Below are 15244 nucleotides of genomic sequence, written 5' to 3'. Positions count from 1 at the left end.
ACCGGAAGGCCCTCACCTGTTCAAGATCCCTCAGCCGAGACCTGGCTCACCCGTCCACAACCTCCCGAGACAGAACACCTAGGCTGACCGGATCGATCGATCCATCACCGTGCCGTCCGGGGGAGCGACATGGAACCAGCAGCCATAGGTGCCAAGTTGGCGTCGAGTGTGGTCACGCCGCTCATCAAAAAGCTCTTCGTGGCGGACGGCCCGGGCGCCGGGCTGGTCGAGAAGCCGGTGCGGATATCGGGGTTCGTCTCCTTCAAGGGCGAGAAGCGGACCCTGGGAGAGAAGGAACTGACCAAGCTCGCCGCCGAGTTGATCGCGCGGGCCCTGCGGACCGGGGAGCGCCCCCTGGCCGCCGACGAGGAGCAGGCCGTCGTGTACGCCCTCGCCGACACCCTGCACGCCTTGGGCGACCTTGCCATGACCGACGTACAGGCCGTGGAACTCGGTCACGAGGCGCTCGCCCGGTATCTGCGCGCCGCGAGCGGCAACCCCGAGCGGGACCTCTCCTTCGACGCGACCCTCTGTTACGAACGGATCCTCGGCACGGCCTGCCTGCACATCCTGCACTTCTTCACCCAGCGCTCGTCCTTTGTGGCCCGCACGCTGGTGGAGCAGAGCAGGAGGCAGAGTGAGCTCATCGCCAAGGTCGACGAGCTGATCGCGCGGACACCGATGTCAGCGGGCACGGACCCCGCGTTCGAGCAGCGGTATCTCGCGTACGTCGCCACCAAGCACAGCCGCCTCACCATCTACGGCATCGACCTCGTCAACTCCCCCGAACGCTGGCCGCTCGACGCCGCCTACCTCAGCCTCCAGGCTCTGCGCCCCGAGGAGGACGCGGAGGCCACCGGCCCGAACGGGACGCACATCGCGACCACCGCCAGCGCGCTCCGCGCCGACCAGGCCTTGGCCGAACAGGACTTGGTGCTGCTGCGTGGAGTGGCCGGCTCCGGCAAGACCACGCTCGTGCAGTGGCTGGCCGTGACGGCGTCCCGGGGCGAGCGGGGCGACCGGATCCCGTTCGTGCTGCCCCTGCGCACCCTCGTCCGCCGCGCCGACGGACTCCCGGCACCCGACGCTTTCCTCTCCGCCGTCCGCGTCCCCTTCCACGCCACCCAGCCGGACGGCTGGAGCGACCGTGTCCTCGGCGCGGGACGCGGTCTGCTGCTCGTCGACGGCATCGACGAGATCCCCGAGCGGGACCGCGAGCGGACCCGCCGCTGGCTGCGCGAACTGCTGGACGTCTATCCCGGCAACCAGTGGCTGGTGACGTCCCGCCCGTCAGCCGTCCGCGAGAACTGGCTCGCCTCCGACGGTTTCACCGAACTCGCCCTCACCCCCATGAGCCGCGACGACGTGACCGCGTTCATCCGCCGCTGGCACACGGCGGCCCGGCTCGACGCCACGGACACCGACCGTCTCGACGGCTACGAACGCTCCCTCCTCGACGCCGTGGGGACCAAGCCCGACCTCGGCCGGCTCGCCACCAACCCGCTGATGTGCGGCCTGATCTGCGCACTGCACCGCGACCGGCGGGGCTACCTTCCGCACGGGCGCCAGGAGTTGTACGACGCCGCCCTGTCGATGCTGCTGTCGCGCCGTGACGAGGAGCGCGACATGTTCCAGCACCAGAGCCCCGGCGGCATCCACCTCACCGAACTCCCGCAGATCCAGCTCCTCCAGCGGCTCGCCTACTGGCTCATCCGCAACAACCAGTCCGAGATGGACCGCGACCGCGCCGAGCGCATCGTCGCCGACGTGCTGCCGTCCCTGCCGTCCGCCGCCACGCAGGGCGACGCCCCGGAGATCCTCCGCCACCTCCTCGTACGCAGCGGCCTGCTCCGCGAGCCCACCCTCGGCACCGTCGAATTCGTCCACCGCACCTTCCAGGACTACCTGGGTGCGCGGGCGGCGGTGGAGGACGGGGACTTCGGGCTCCTGGTGCGCAACGCCTTCGACTATCAGTGGTCGGACGTGATCCGCATGGCCGTCGCCCATGCCCGCCCCCGGGAACGGGCCACGTTCCTGGGCGACTTGACCCGGTCGGCCGAGGAGCTGTCCGGCACGGCCAGTACGCGGGTACGGCTCCTCGCCCTGGCCTCCCTGGAACACGCCACGGAACTCGATCCCCACGTCCGGGCCGCCGTGGAGCGGAACGCCGCCTCACTCATCCCACCCCGTACGACGGAGGAGGCCCGCACCCTCGCCCACGCGGGCCCGCTCGTACTGGAGCTGCTGCCCGGGCCGGAGGGGCTGACGGCCGCCGAAGCCAGGGCTGTGGTCATCACGGCGTCACTCATCGGCACGCACGCGGCCCTCCCGGTCCTGTCCCGCTTCCGGTCGCATCCGTCGTTGCCTGTGCGCGCGCAACTCGCCTGGACCGCACACCGGTTCGACACGGCACGGTACGCGGCCGAAGTCGTCGCCCATCTGCAGCCGGACGGCCTCTATTTCATCGCACAGTCAGCCGACCAGCTGCGCGCCCTGCGCGACCTCGGCGGCCGTCCCATGCTCCAGCTCGTCGGAGACATCGACTCCCCCGACATCCGCGACGGCCTCCTGCCCGACCAGTTGCGCAAACTCATCATCCGCAACAATCTCGTCCTGCGTGATCTGCGCTTTCTGCCGGACCAACGACACATCAGATCGCTCTATATCAGCGGCGTCAGCCCGTACGTCGACGACCTCACGCCGCTCGCCGAGCTGCCCCTGACATCGCTTTCGCTCTATGCCGTGCCCGGACTCGAGAAGCCGGGTTTCTTGGCGCCGCTCTCGGCCTCGAGCACCTTGCGGATGCTCGACATCGGCATTCCGCTGCGCGGCGACTCCGTCGACGCCGCTCTCCCCCGGGATCTGCCGCTGACGTATCTGCGGTTCACCAGGAACGCTCTCCGGTTCACCGGATTGCGCGGACTGCGCCATATGCACACGCTGAAGCAGCTGAGTCTCGCCGCGCTCCCGGAAAAGCTGACGCCCGAGGACTTCGAGGAGATCGTCCGCCTTCCCGCTCTCGAAGTACTGCGGGTCAACTGGAATGCCGTCGGATGGAGCGAGGGTCCGGTACTGCCGAACGTCACACGGCTGGAGCTCAACAGGTTCACAGGAAACGAGGATCTCTCGAAAGTCCCGGTTCTCTTTCCCGGCCTGCGTACCGTCACCATCCAACTCGTCCCCGAGGTGACCGCCGTACCGGAGCATCTGCTGGCGTTCCTCCCGGACGCTCCCGTCATCGAGAGGACCGACAGCGTGGTGTGAGCCTTGAAGAGCGGCAAAAAGGGGCTGCCCCGGGACCGAAGTCCCGGGGCAGCCCCTTTGTTCAGCGAACCCGGAGGTTACGCCTCCTTGCTCAGGTTGGGCCCTGCTCCACCCGCGGCCTGCTCGATCGGCGGGACGTCGGGAAGCGCGGACTTCTCCTCACCTCGGAAGGTGAACTTCTTCGCCTCGCCCTCGCCCTCCGTGTCGACGACCACGATGTGGCCGGGACGCAGCTCGCCGAAGAGGATCTTCTCGGAGAGGATGTCCTCGACCTCGCGCTGGATGGTCCGGCGCAGCGGCCGGGCGCCCATGACGGGGTCGTAACCCTTCTTCGCGAGGAGCGACTTGGCGGACGGGCTGAGCTCGATGCCCATGTCCCGGTCCTTCAGCCGCTCGTCCACCTTGGCGATCATGAGGTCGACGATCTGGATGATGTCTTCCTCGGTGAGCTGGTGGAAGACCACCGTGTCGTCGACACGGTTCAGGAACTCCGGGCGGAAGTGCTGCTTCAGCTCGTCGTTGACCTTGGTCTTCATGCGCTCGTAGTTGGTCTTGACGTCACCCGCGGCGGCGAAGCCGAGGTTGAAGCCCTTGGAGATGTCCCGGGTGCCGAGGTTGGTCGTCATGATGATGACCGTGTTCTTGAAGTCCACGACCCGGCCCTGGGAGTCGGTCAGGCGACCGTCTTCCAGGATCTGCAGCAGCGAGTTGAAGATGTCCGGGTGGGCCTTCTCGACCTCGTCGAAGAGGACCACCGAGAACGGCTTGCGCCGCACCTTCTCGGTCAGCTGGCCGCCCTCTTCGTACCCCACGTAGCCGGGGGGCGAACCGAAGAGACGCGACACCGTGTGCTTCTCGCTGAACTCCGACATGTCGAGGGCGATCAGCGCGTCCTCGTCACCGAAGAGGAACTCGGCGAGGGTCTTCGACAGCTCGGTCTTACCGACACCCGACGGGCCCGCGAAGATGAACGAACCACCGGGACGCTTCGGGTCCTTCAGACCCGCTCGCGTACGACGGATCGCCTGCGAGAGCGCCTTGATGGCGTCCTTCTGGCCGATGACCCGCTTGTGGAGCTCGTCCTCCATGCGCAGGAGCCGACTCGACTCCTCTTCCGTGAGCTTGAAGACCGGGATGCCGGTGGCCGTGGCGAGGACCTCGGCGATCAGCTCGCCGTCGACCTCGGCGACGACGTCCATGTCGCCGGCCTTCCACTCCTTCTCCCGCTTGGCCTTCGCCGCCAGCAGCTGCTTCTCCTTGTCGCGGAGAGAGGCCGCCTTCTCGAAGTCCTGGGAGTCGATGGCCGACTCCTTGTCGCGGCGCACGCCCGCGATCTTCTCGTCGAACTCGCGGAGGTCCGGCGGCGCGGTCATCCGGCGGATGCGCATCCGGGAGCCCGCCTCGTCGATCAGGTCGATCGCCTTGTCGGGGAGGAACCGGTCCGAGATGTAGCGGTCCGCGAGCGTCGCGGCCTGGACCAGAGCCTCGTCCGTGATGGAGACGCGGTGGTGTGCCTCGTAACGGTCGCGCAGGCCCTTGAGGATCTCGATCGTGTGGGGGAGGGAAGGCTCCGCCACCTGGATCGGCTGGAAGCGGCGCTCGAGGGCCGCGTCCTTCTCGAGGTGCTTGCGGTACTCGTCCAGAGTCGTGGCACCGATGGTCTGGAGCTCACCGCGGGCCAGCATCGGCTTCAGGATCGAAGCCGCGTCGATGGCGCCCTCGGCGGCACCCGCACCGACCAGCGTGTGCAGCTCGTCGATGAACAGGATGATGTCGCCGCGGGTGCGGATCTCCTTGAGGACCTTCTTCAGGCGCTCCTCGAAGTCACCGCGGTAGCGGGAACCGGCGACCAGCGCGCCCAGGTCGAGGGTGTAGAGGTGCTTGTCCTTGAGGGTCTCGGGCACCTCGCCCTTGACGATGGCCTGCGCCAGGCCCTCGACGACGGCGGTCTTGCCGACGCCGGGCTCGCCGATGAGGACCGGGTTGTTCTTGGTACGGCGGGACAGCACCTGCATGACCCGCTCGATCTCCTTCTCGCGCCCGATGACCGGGTCGAGCTTGGACTCACGAGCGGCCTGGGTGAGATTCCGGCCGAACTGGTCGAGCACCAGGGACGTGGAGGGGGTGCCCTCGGCAGGACCGCCGGCGGTGGCGGTCTCCTTGCCCTGGTAACCGGAGAGCAGCTGGATGACCTGCTGCCGCACCCGGTTGAGATCGGCGCCCAGCTTGACCAGGACCTGGGCGGCGACGCCCTCGCCCTCACGGATCAGGCCGAGCAGGATGTGCTCCGTGCCGATGTAGTTGTGGCCCAGCTGAAGGGCCTCGCGGAGCGACAGCTCCAGGACCTTCTTGGCACGGGGGGTGAAGGGGATGTGCCCGGACGGGGCCTGCTGGCCCTGGCCGATGATCTCCTCCACCTGCTGGCGGACCGCCTCGAGCGAAATCCCGAGGCTCTCCAGGGCCTTAGCGGCGACACCCTCACCCTCGTGGATCAGGCCCAGGAGGATGTGCTCGGTGCCGATGTAGTTGTGGTTGAGCATCCGGGCTTCTTCCTGAGCCAGGACGACAACCCGCCGCGCGCGGTCGGTGAACCTCTCGAACATCGTTAATCGCTCCTCAGAGCGGTCAGGCAGTGAGGGGACGCTCCCCTCGCTGTCCTTCCGCAGCTTAGTCCCGCAAGCGGGGACCGCTCATTCCAACTGCCGACACCGTCCTTGGCCTCCTGACCCCGAACGCCGACATATGCTCCAACCTGATGGTGCGAGACGATGTTCCCGCAGGCCAGGCAGATACCCTCACCGGCTGTACGCCGATGGCGAACGCGAGATGCCCGAGCCATGCGTGTCGCCCCTCCCACTAGGGATGTCTTACCCGTACGCACTGACACTCCATGCGGCGTGCACCGGTTCCCTCCGCTATGGGCGAACATCCTTGCGCCGCCGAACACCCCGCACGCTTTCGTTTTCGGCACTGTGTGCACACACAGAAACACCCAGCGTAACTCTGGGGCCTTCCTGCTGTTTCTCCTGTCATGGTTCCCACGGTCCCCCTCCCGCGCCGTCCGGTCGACTCGAGCGATCGGATGCGGCAGTGGTACGAGAACGAACTCGGCTGGGTGACAGTGCCCGGGTCGCCGTTACGGCTGGTCACAGGGCTGCGCTTCGACGTGCTTGACGCTCCGGCGGAGGCGGCGTTCGCCGCACTTCGGCATCTGGCGCCCGGTTCTCCAGTGGCCCTGCACGGGGAGCGGATGCGGCTGTGGGTGGCCGCGGGGAGCGCCGACGAACTGCCAGGGCTGCTCGACTGGCTGGAGTGGGGCGCTCTCACGCTGGATCTCAGGGCGATCGGCGCGGGCGGGAGCATCGAGGCTCCGCTGCCGCCGGGAGTGCCGGAGGGGCCGCTCGCCGCGGACGGGTTCGGCGGAGCCGGTGCGCAGGGGGCCGCCGTCTGGCTGCGGCCCCCCGAGCCGGGGTGCGAGGTGGAATCGTCGCTGCCGACTCTGTCGGCCCTTGGGGGCGGTGGGGGCGCCCCCGACCTCGTACGACTCGTGGACACGATGGCGACGCAATGCCACCGGGTCCGGCTGCGGCGCGCATGCGCTCAGCCCTCGCCCTCTTCGCGGGCGTGGGGCCGACCGTAGGCCTCGCCTCAGCCGTTGGCCTTCTCGTAGGCCGCGCGAATGGTCGCGGGAACTCGGCCACGGTCGTTGACCTCGAAACCGTTCTCCTTCGCCCACGCGCGGATCTGCGCGGTGTCCTGGCTGCCGCCGGAAGCGACGCGCGCCTTTCCACGGCCCCCCGAAGCACGACCTCCGGTGCGACGACCGCCCTTGACGTAGGCGTCGAGAAGGCCACGGAGCTTGTCCGCATTGGCAGTCGTGAGATCGATTTCGTACGTCTTGCCGTCGAGCGCGAACGTCACGGTCTCGTCGGCCTCGCCACCGTCGAGGTCGTCGACAAGAAGGACCTGAACCTTCTGTGCCACCGGATTTCCTTTCATCGATAACTTGAGGGCCGAGGGTCTGCGGCGTCTGCCGCCGTTTCACGTCCCCTGTTATATGCAGTACTGCAGTACGTCGGAAAGCAAACCGCTTTTGCTGGAAAAACACAAACCCCTGGTGGAGACTCAGAGGTCAGTGGAAGACCGGAAACGTACGCGTTTCGGACATAGGGAACGCCGGCATGGCGGTCCGGCGGAATAGTCGCCCGGCGATCACAGATGCAGAAGCATCCGGCTGTTGCCCAAGGTGTTCGGTTTCACTCGTTCGAGACCGAGGAACTCTGCCACACCCTCGTCATAGGAACGCAGCAGCTCAGCGTAGACATCGGTGTCAACGGGCGTCTCGCCGATCTCCACGAAGCCGTGCTTCGCGAAGAAGTCCACTTCGAAGGTCAGACAGAAAACCCGGCGAACGCCGAGCCAGCGGGCGGTCTGCAGCAACTTCTCCAGCAACTGATGACCGACGCCGGCGCCCTTGACCGCGGGGTTCACCGCGAGAGTGCGGACTTCCGCGAGGTCTTCCCACATCACGTGCAGCGCACCGCAGCCGACGACCTCGGCGTTGTCGTCCCGCTCCGCGACCCAGAACTCCTGGATGTCCTCGTAAAGCGTCACCGTCGCTTTGTCGAGCAGGATGCGGCGTCGGACGTTCGCGTCAAGGAGGCGGCGCACCGACGGGACATCGCTCGTCCTGGCCCGCCGTACGGTGATGGCTTTTACGGTGCCATCGGGACGCGATGCTGGATGCTCTGCTGGCATGAGCGGACGCTATCGCCCGGTGTCGCCCTGGTCCGCGGCGGGGTTCTCGCCCGGGTTCTCCCCGGGGCCCTCCGGGGTTACACGTGTTTCGGTGTCGCGGGGCCCTTGCACGATGCGCATGGCGTCGCGCAGCGCGAGCCGCTGTTCCTCGCTCATCATGCCGAAGAAGGCGACGAGAGCGGCGGCAGGGTTGTCGCTCTGCGACCACGCCTCGTTCATCAGAGCGGCCGCGTAGGCGGCACGAGTGGAGACCGCCTCATATCGATAGGCCCGGCCTTCCGCCTCACGGCGCACCCAGCCCTTCTGATGGAGATTGTCCAAAACGGTCATCACCGTGGTGTAGGCGATGGACCGTTCCTGCTGAAGGTCTTCCAGGACTTCTCGAACGGTCACCGGGCGGTTCCACTTCCACACCCGCGTCATGACCGCGTCTTCGAGTTCTCCCAATGGGCGAGGCACAACTCAGAATAATAGTGGGAGATCGGCAACAAAAAGGGCGTACGACTCGAAAAACGTATGAGTCGTACGCCGATGAGCGTCAGGTGGGCGGCCGGGGTCAGGCCTCGGTGTCCCGGGAGGTCTGCCGAGCGGCCTCCGCGCGCGCGAGGGCGGCGTCGACGACCGCGTCCTCCTTGGACTTGTTGGCCCCGCCCTGGGTCTTCACGATCGTCATGATCAACCCGATGAAGAAGACGGCCATCACTACGGGGGGCACCAGCGCGGAGACATAGTCCATGCCTCCAGAGTAGCTAGCCCGCCGCGAGCTGCTGAGGGGGGTTCGCCGGTGGTGGCGCGGGCTTGCGCTTCGGCGGGAAGACCTCGCCCGGCGTGGGGATGGGACGGTCCGGGCGCGGGCTCTTGACAGGGGGATGCGGCTGCGGCTCGGGCTGCGGCTTCGCGGCAGGCTCGCCGGAGGCCGCGGCCAGGCCTCCGGGCAGAGCCGTCAGACGGGTACGGGACGGCGGGACCCTGGGGGCGAGGCGGGCGCGGACGTCCTGCTCGGCGAGGGCGCCACAGCGGTCCAGCAGGGCCGCGGCGGTGGGATTCCCGCGCAGGGCGCGGAGCGCGGCGAGGTCGTCCGGGTGCGGCCGGTAGCCGGAGCCGAGCACTTCCTCCAGGAGTACGAGGTAGCCGGCGGCTGTGCCGGGCAGCGCGGCCCGGTAGCGGGCGAGGTCGGCCAGCAGGAAGGCCCGGAGCCTGGCCCCCTCGCGGGCGGCTTCGTCGACGGACGCGGCGAGACGGAGACAGTCCTGGACGTCTTCGGCCGAGGCGGGGGTGGGGTGCAGGGCGAGGGCGAGAGCGCGACGGAGCACACGCAGCTCCTGCGCACCGAACGCCATGCCGCCGCGGGATCCGTAGGGCGTGGGCATGCGGCGACGATACGCGCTAATCAGACAAAATTTGCATATCGACGAGGCGTGTCCCTCCGGGGTGTCACCGCGGACTCGGAGTGGGTTGTCTCGCCCCCGCCGCCCCTGCCCGTCCCATCCCGTTCCTGGGGGCTCCGCCCCCAAACCCCCGCCAGGTATCCCAGCCCGTCCGGCGTTTGAGGACGAGGCCGTCCAGGCCGAAGCGGGGGGCTGGGGGCGGCAGCCCCCAGGTACGGATGGGACGGGTAGGGGCGGCGGGGGCGAGAACCCTCAGGTGCGGGACACGTTGCGCTCGTATACCAGGCGCAGGCCGATCAATGTCAGCCACGGCTCGTGTTCGTCGATGACGGAGGACTCTCCGAGAACCATCGGCGCGAGCCCACCCGTGGCGATGACGGTGACATTGTCCGGATCGTCTGCGAGCTCACGGGCCATCCGGTTCACGACACCGTCGACCTGCCCCGCGAAGCCGTAGATGATGCCGGACTGCATCGCCTCGACGGTGTTCTTGCCGATGACGGAACGCGGCCGGGCCACCTCGATCTTGCGCAGCTGCGCACCCTTGACGCCGAGCGCGTCGACGGAGATCTCGATGCCGGGAGCGATGACACCGCCGATGTACTCACCCCGCGCGCTGACCGCGTCGAACGTCGTCGCCGTACCGAAGTCGACGACGATCGCCGGCCCCCCGTAGAGCTCCACGGCGGCGACCGAGTTGATGATGCGGTCCGCGCCGACCTCCTTGGGGTTGTCGGTGAGGATCGGCACGCCGGTCTTGACGCCGGGCTCGACGAGGACGGAGGGAACGTCTCCGTAGTAGCGGCGGGTCACCTCGCGCAGTTCGTGCAGCACGGACGGGACGGTGGCGCAGATCGCGATGCCGTCGATGCCGTCGCCCAGCTCCTCACCGAGCAGCGGGTGCATGCCCATCAGGCCCTGGAGGAGCACGGCGAGCTCGTCGGCCGTGCGGCGGGCGTCCGTGGAAATACGCCAGTGCTCGACGATCTCCTCGCCGTCGAAGAGACCGAGGACGGTGTGGGTGTTGCCGACGTCGATGGTGAGCAGCATCCGCCCTACTCCGTCTCGTCCGTCGATGCCTCGTCCGTCGACGCCTCGCGCAGGTCGAGGCCGATGTCCAGGATCGGCGAGGAGTGCGTGAGGGCGCCCACCGCCAGGAAGTCGACGCCCGTCCTGGCGTACTCCTCGGCGTTGCCCAGGGTGAGGCGGCCCGACGCCTCCAGGAGCGCGCGGCCGGCGACGAGGGCCACGGCCTCCTCGCACTCCACGGGCGTGAAGTTGTCCAGCAGGATGAGGTCGGCGCCCGCGTCCACGACCTCGCGCAGCTGGTGCAGGGTGTCTACCTCGACCTCGATCGGCACCTCCGGGAAGGCCTCGCGGACGGCCTTGAAGGCCTGCGCCACGCCGCCCGCGGCGACCACGTGGTTGTCCTTGACCAGTGCCGCGTCCGAGAGCGACATGCGGTGGTTGACGCCGCCGCCCATGCGCACGGCGAACTTCTCCAGGGCGCGCAGACCGGGCGTCGTCTTGCGGGTGTCGCGCACGCGGGCCTTCGTGCCCTCCAGGGCGTCCGCCCACGCGCGCGTGGCGGTCGCGATGCCGGACAGGCGGCACAGGAGGTTCAGCGCGCTGCGCTCGGCCGTGAGGAGGTCACGGGTGCGGGTGGTGACACTGAGGATCTTCTGGCCCGCCTCGACCCGGTCGCCGTCCTCGACGTGCCGCTCGACCTCGAACTCGTCGGTGCAGACCACGGAGACGATCGCCTCGGCCACCCTCAGGCCCGCGATCACGCCCGCGTCGCGGGCGATGAAGTCGGCGGTGGAGACGGCGTCCTCGGGGATGGTCGCGACGGTCGTCACGTCCACCCCGTTGTCGAGGTCCTCCTGGATGGCGACGTTCGCGATGTCCTCGACCTCCAGCGGGTCGAGCCCGGCGTCGGCGAGGAGCTGGGCGAGTGCCGGGTCGAGGCCGCACTCCATGTACGTCTCGTCCGATTCGGCGCCGCAGCCGCAGCCGTCGCCGCAGCCGCCGCTCTGGGCGAGGGGAAGGTCGGGGGTGCTCACTGCTGTCACTGCTCCTGAAGGCGCTGCGGGAGGGTCGGGGGGAAGTCTGCGGTATCGGTGGTGTGTACGGCGAGCGTGCGGTCCGGATTCAGTCGTACGACGATGTGGCGGCGCCAGTCGGTGTCGTCGCGGCCGGCGTGGTCCTCGCGCCAGTGGCAGCCGCGGGTCTCCTCGCGCAGGCGGGCGGCGGCGACCAGGACTCGCGCCACGCACAGGAGGTTGGTGGCCTCCCAGGTGTCGACGCCGGGCTCGGACGTCTTGCCGTTCTCGTCGAGGGCGTCGCGTGCGTCCGCGTGCAGCCGCTGGAGGCGGTCGGCCGCCGTCGCAAGGGACTGGGCCGACCTCAGTACGCCCGCCCCGTCCGTCATGATCCGCTGGATCGTGAACCGGTCCTCGGGGGCGAGCAGCGGGTGCGCGGGCGTCTCGGGGTGCGGGACCGGCTGCGGCACGCGCGCGTGGAGTCCGTTTTCGGATCGGCTCTCCACGATGTCGGCGGCGATGCGCTCGGCGTAGACCAGGCCCTCCAGGAGGGAGTTGGAGGCGAGCCTGTTGGCGCCGTGGACACCGGTGCAGGCGACCTCGCCGCAGGCGTACAGGCCCGGCACCGTGGTGCGGCCCCGGGCGTCCGTGCGGACGCCTCCGGAGGCGTAGTGGGCGGCCGGGGCGACCGGGACGGGTTCGGTCACCGGGTCGATGCCGTGGGCGCGGCAGGCGGCGAGGATGGTCGGGAAGCGGTGCTCCCACATGTCGGCGCCGAAGTGCCGGGCGTCGAGGAACATGTGCTCGGCGTCCTGCTCCTGCATGCGCCGCATGATGCCCTTGGCGACGATGTCCCGGGGTGCCAGCTCGGCCAGCTCGTGCTGCCCGGCCATGAAGCGCACGCCGTCCGCGTCGACCAGGTGGGCGCCCTCGCCGCGTACCGCCTCGGAGACCAGGGGCTGCTGGCCTTCCGCGTCCGGGCCGAGGAACAGCACGGTCGGGTGGAACTGGACGAATTCGAGGTCGGAGATCTCGGCCCCGGCGCGCAGGGCGAGCGCCACGCCGTCCCCCGTGGAGACCGACGGGTTGGTGGTGGCCGAGAAGACCTGGCCCATGCCGCCGGTCGCGAGGACCACGGTGGGGGCGTGCACGGCTCCCACGCCGTCGTGCTGGCCCTCTCCCATGACGTGCAGGGTCACACCCGCGGTGCGGCCGTCGGCGTCCGTGAGGAGGTCCAGGACGAGCGCGTTCTCGACCGTACGCAGGCCACGCGCGCGTACCGCCTCGACGAGCGCCCGGGAGATCTCGGCGCCGGTCGCATCGCCGCCCGCGTGCGCGATGCGCCGACGGTGGTGGCCGCCCTCGCGGGTCAGTTCCAGGGCGCCCTCGGCGGACTCGTCGAAGTGGGCGCCGGTCGCGATGAGACGGCGTACGGCGTCGGGGCCCTCCGTGACGAGGATGCGTACGGCCTCCTCGTCGCACAGGCCCGCGCCCGCCACCAGGGTGTCGTCGAGGTGCTGCTCGGGGGTGTCGCCCTCGCCGAGGGCCGCGGCGATGCCGCCCTGGGCCCAGCGCGTGGAGCCGTCGTCGAGGCGGCCCTTGGTGACGACGACGGTGCGCAGGCCCGCGGCCTCGCAGCGCAGTGCCGCGGTCAGGCCCGCGACGCCGGAGCCGACGACCACGACGTCCGCGGTGAGGGCCCATCCGGGGGCGGGCGCGTGCAGCCGTATGCCCGTACCGGTGGTGGTATGCGTACCTGTGCCTTTGCCGGTCACGAGGCGGCTCCGAAGGTGAGGGGGATGTTGTCGATCAGCCGGGTCGTCCCGACCCGGGCGGCGACGGCGAGGACCGCCTCGCCGGTGAAGTCGTCCGCGATCTCGGTGAAGTCGGTGGGATCGACGAGCGCCAGGTAGTCCAGGACCAGCGGCGGCCGGAGGCGGGCGGCCTCGTCCAGGACGAGGCGGGCGGCCGCGCGGACGGCCGAGGGGCTGCCGGGGACGGCCTTCGCGACGGCGTGCGCGTCGGCCGCCGCGCGGGACTCGCCGATCGCGCTGAGCGCCTCGGCACGCGCGTGTGTGGCGGGCACCTCACGGGCACGCGCGCGCAGCGCCTCCTGGGCGGCGTGCCGGTCGCGGCCGGCGAACAGGGCCTGCGAGAGGGCGAGCGCGGTGCGTCGCTCCCCGGTCGAGAGGTAGCGGTTGCGGCTGGAGAGGGCGAGCCCGTCCTCCTCGCGCACCGTGGGGACGCCGACGATCTCCACGCCGAAGTTCAGATCGCGCGCCATGCGGCGGATCAGGGCCAGCTGCTGAGCGTCCTTCTGCCCGTACAGCGCCACGTCGGGCCGGGTGAGGTGCAGCAGCTTGCCGACGACGGTGAGCATGCCGTCGAAGTGGCCGGGGCGCACGGCTCCCTCCAGGCGCTCGCCCATGGGGCCGGCGCTGATGCGGACCTGGGGCTCGCCGCCGGGGTAGACCTCGTCCACGGCGGGGGCGAACACGGCGTCCGCGCCCGCCGCTTCGGCGATCTTGAGGTCGGCGTCGAGGGTGCGCGGGTAGCGGTCGAGGTCTTCACCCGCGCCGAACTGCAACGGGTTCACGAAGACGGTGACGACCACTTCGCCCTCGGGGCCCGCGATCTCGCGGGCGGCGCGGATCAGCGTGGCGTGGCCCTCGTGCAGGGCGCCCATGGTCATCACGACGGCCCGGCGGCCGCGCCGCACGCGCGCGTGCAGTTCGTCGGCGGTGCGCAGGAGGGTGGTGGTCATCGATCGCTCCCGTCGTCGGGCAGGGTGGCGCCGTCGGCGAGTACCCCGAGGAGGTCCTCGGCGAGTTCCGGTTTCAGCAGTCCGTGGGCGAGGGCGCGGTCGGCGGTCGCGCGGGCCATCGCGAGATAGCCGGCGACGGTCTGCGGGGCATGCTTGCGCAGCTCGGCGACATGCGCGGCGACCGTGCCCGCGTCCCCGCGCGCGACGGGCCCGGTGAGGGCCGCGTCGCCCGACCTGAGGGCGTTGTCGAGGGCGGCGCCCAGCAGGGGGCCGAGCATCCGGTCGGGGGCCTCGACGCCCGCGGAACGCAGCAGGTCCATGGATTCGGCGACCAGCGTCACCAGGTGGTTCGCGCCCAGCGCGAGCGCCGCGTGGTAGAGCGGGCGGGACTCCTCGGCGATCCACTCCGGTTCGCCGCCCATCTCGATCACCAGGGCCTCGGCGGCGAGACGCAGCTCCTCGGGCGCGGTGACCCCGAAGGAGCATCCGGCGAGCCGCTGTACGTCCACGGGGGTGCCGGTGAACGTCATGGCGGGGTGCAGCGCGAGCGGCAGGGCGCCCGCCCTGAGCGCGGGCTCGAGCACGCGTGCGCCGTACCGCCCGGAGGTGTGCACGAGCAGTTGGCCGGGCCGGACGGCTCCCGTCTCGGCGAGCCCCTCGACGAGCCCCGGCAGGGCGTCGTCCGGAACGGTCAGCAGCACCAGGTCGGCGCGCTCCAGGACCTGTGCCGGGGACACCAGCGGCACGTCGGGCAGCAGCAGCGTGGCGCGGCGCCTGGAGGCGTCGGAGACCCCGGAGACGGCCACCGGGCGGTGCCCGGCGAGTTGGAGGGCCGCGGCGAGGGCGGGGCCCACGCGGCCGGCGCCGACGACGCCGACGGTGAGCCGCGCGGGGCGGTCCTTGGGGTCTGGCTGGGGGAATGTACTCACTCGACGGCGGCCTTCCGTTCCAGTCCGCTCGGGGTACCGGACGATTTCTCGTCATGTTAACGCGATTGGTTCGAGGGGCGTTTTCGTTGTCCACAGGAT

General features: G+C 69.9%; 13 protein-coding genes. 2 read left to right on the top strand and 11 right to left on the bottom strand.

Translation table 11 applies throughout. The features are described from left to right. Positions 1-129: 129 nt before the first annotated feature. Entirely contained in the window at positions 130-3264 is a 3135-nt protein-coding gene (locus tag ACX28W_RS18485; protein ID WP_459000056.1) for an NACHT domain-containing protein, read from the top strand. A gap of 77 nt (positions 3265-3341) precedes the next feature. On the opposite strand, the gene ACX28W_RS18480 is transcribed toward ACX28W_RS18485, so the two are convergent. Beyond that, complete coding sequence (locus tag ACX28W_RS18480; RefSeq protein WP_459000055.1) at positions 3342-5867, bottom strand: ATP-dependent Clp protease ATP-binding subunit; 2526 nt, start codon at positions 5865-5867, stop codon at positions 3342-3344. Between the two features lie 428 nt (positions 5868-6295). On the opposite strand from ACX28W_RS18480, the gene ACX28W_RS18475 reads away from it, so the two are divergent. Next, the gene (locus ACX28W_RS18475) at positions 6296-6904 is read left to right on the top strand and encodes an SCO3374 family protein (RefSeq protein ID WP_459000054.1); all 609 of its coding nucleotides are present in this window, start codon (positions 6296-6298) and stop codon (positions 6902-6904) included. Between the two features lie 8 nt (positions 6905-6912). On the opposite strand, the gene ACX28W_RS18470 is transcribed toward ACX28W_RS18475, so the two are convergent. From ACX28W_RS18470 to ACX28W_RS18425, 10 genes are all read right to left on the bottom strand, one after another. Beyond that, complete coding sequence (locus ACX28W_RS18470; protein ID WP_362085583.1) at positions 6913-7248, bottom strand: histone-like nucleoid-structuring protein Lsr2; 336 nt, start codon at positions 7246-7248, stop codon at positions 6913-6915. Positions 7249-7476: 228 nt separating this feature from the next. Beyond that, positions 7477-8022 (bottom strand): amino-acid N-acetyltransferase, encoded by a 546-nt coding sequence (locus ACX28W_RS18465; RefSeq protein WP_459000053.1) that lies wholly within the window; start codon positions 8020-8022, stop codon positions 7477-7479. A gap of 9 nt (positions 8023-8031) precedes the next feature. Then, positions 8032-8481 carry a BlaI/MecI/CopY family transcriptional regulator gene (locus ACX28W_RS18460; RefSeq protein WP_459000052.1) on the bottom strand — a complete coding sequence of 150 codons (450 nt, stop codon included), beginning with the start codon at positions 8479-8481 and terminating at the stop codon, positions 8032-8034. Between the two features lie 97 nt (positions 8482-8578). Continuing rightward, on the bottom strand, positions 8579-8758 hold the full coding sequence (locus ACX28W_RS18455) for a hypothetical protein (protein ID WP_459000051.1): 180 nt from the start codon (positions 8756-8758) through the stop codon (positions 8579-8581). 13 nt (positions 8759-8771) lie between these two features. Continuing rightward, complete coding sequence (locus ACX28W_RS18450; protein ID WP_459000069.1) at positions 8772-9362, bottom strand: hypothetical protein; 591 nt, start codon at positions 9360-9362, stop codon at positions 8772-8774. Between the two features lie 300 nt (positions 9363-9662). Then, entirely contained in the window at positions 9663-10460 is a 798-nt protein-coding gene (locus ACX28W_RS18445) for a type III pantothenate kinase (protein ID WP_459000050.1), read from the bottom strand. Positions 10461-10465: 5 nt separating this feature from the next. Beyond that, positions 10466-11473: a carboxylating nicotinate-nucleotide diphosphorylase gene (gene nadC / locus ACX28W_RS18440; protein WP_459000049.1), complete on the bottom strand. Its 1008-nt coding sequence runs from the start codon at positions 11471-11473 to the stop codon at positions 10466-10468. A gap of 5 nt (positions 11474-11478) precedes the next feature. Continuing rightward, positions 11479-13227: an L-aspartate oxidase gene (locus ACX28W_RS18435; RefSeq protein WP_459000048.1), complete on the bottom strand. Its 1749-nt coding sequence runs from the start codon at positions 13225-13227 to the stop codon at positions 11479-11481. Continuing rightward, positions 13224-14216 (bottom strand): pantoate--beta-alanine ligase, encoded by a 993-nt coding sequence (panC, locus tag ACX28W_RS18430; protein WP_459000047.1) that lies wholly within the window; start codon positions 14214-14216, stop codon positions 13224-13226. Before panC ends, ACX28W_RS18435 begins: the two co-directional genes overlap by 4 nt. Further along, complete coding sequence (locus ACX28W_RS18425; RefSeq protein ID WP_459000046.1) at positions 14213-15145, bottom strand: Rossmann-like and DUF2520 domain-containing protein; 933 nt, start codon at positions 15143-15145, stop codon at positions 14213-14215. Before ACX28W_RS18425 ends, panC begins: the two co-directional genes overlap by 4 nt. Positions 15146-15244: the final 99 nt, after the last annotated feature.

This window comes from Streptomyces sp. SD15 (assembly GCF_054462255.1).
This window is presented reverse-complemented; position numbering and strand designations above follow the sequence as displayed.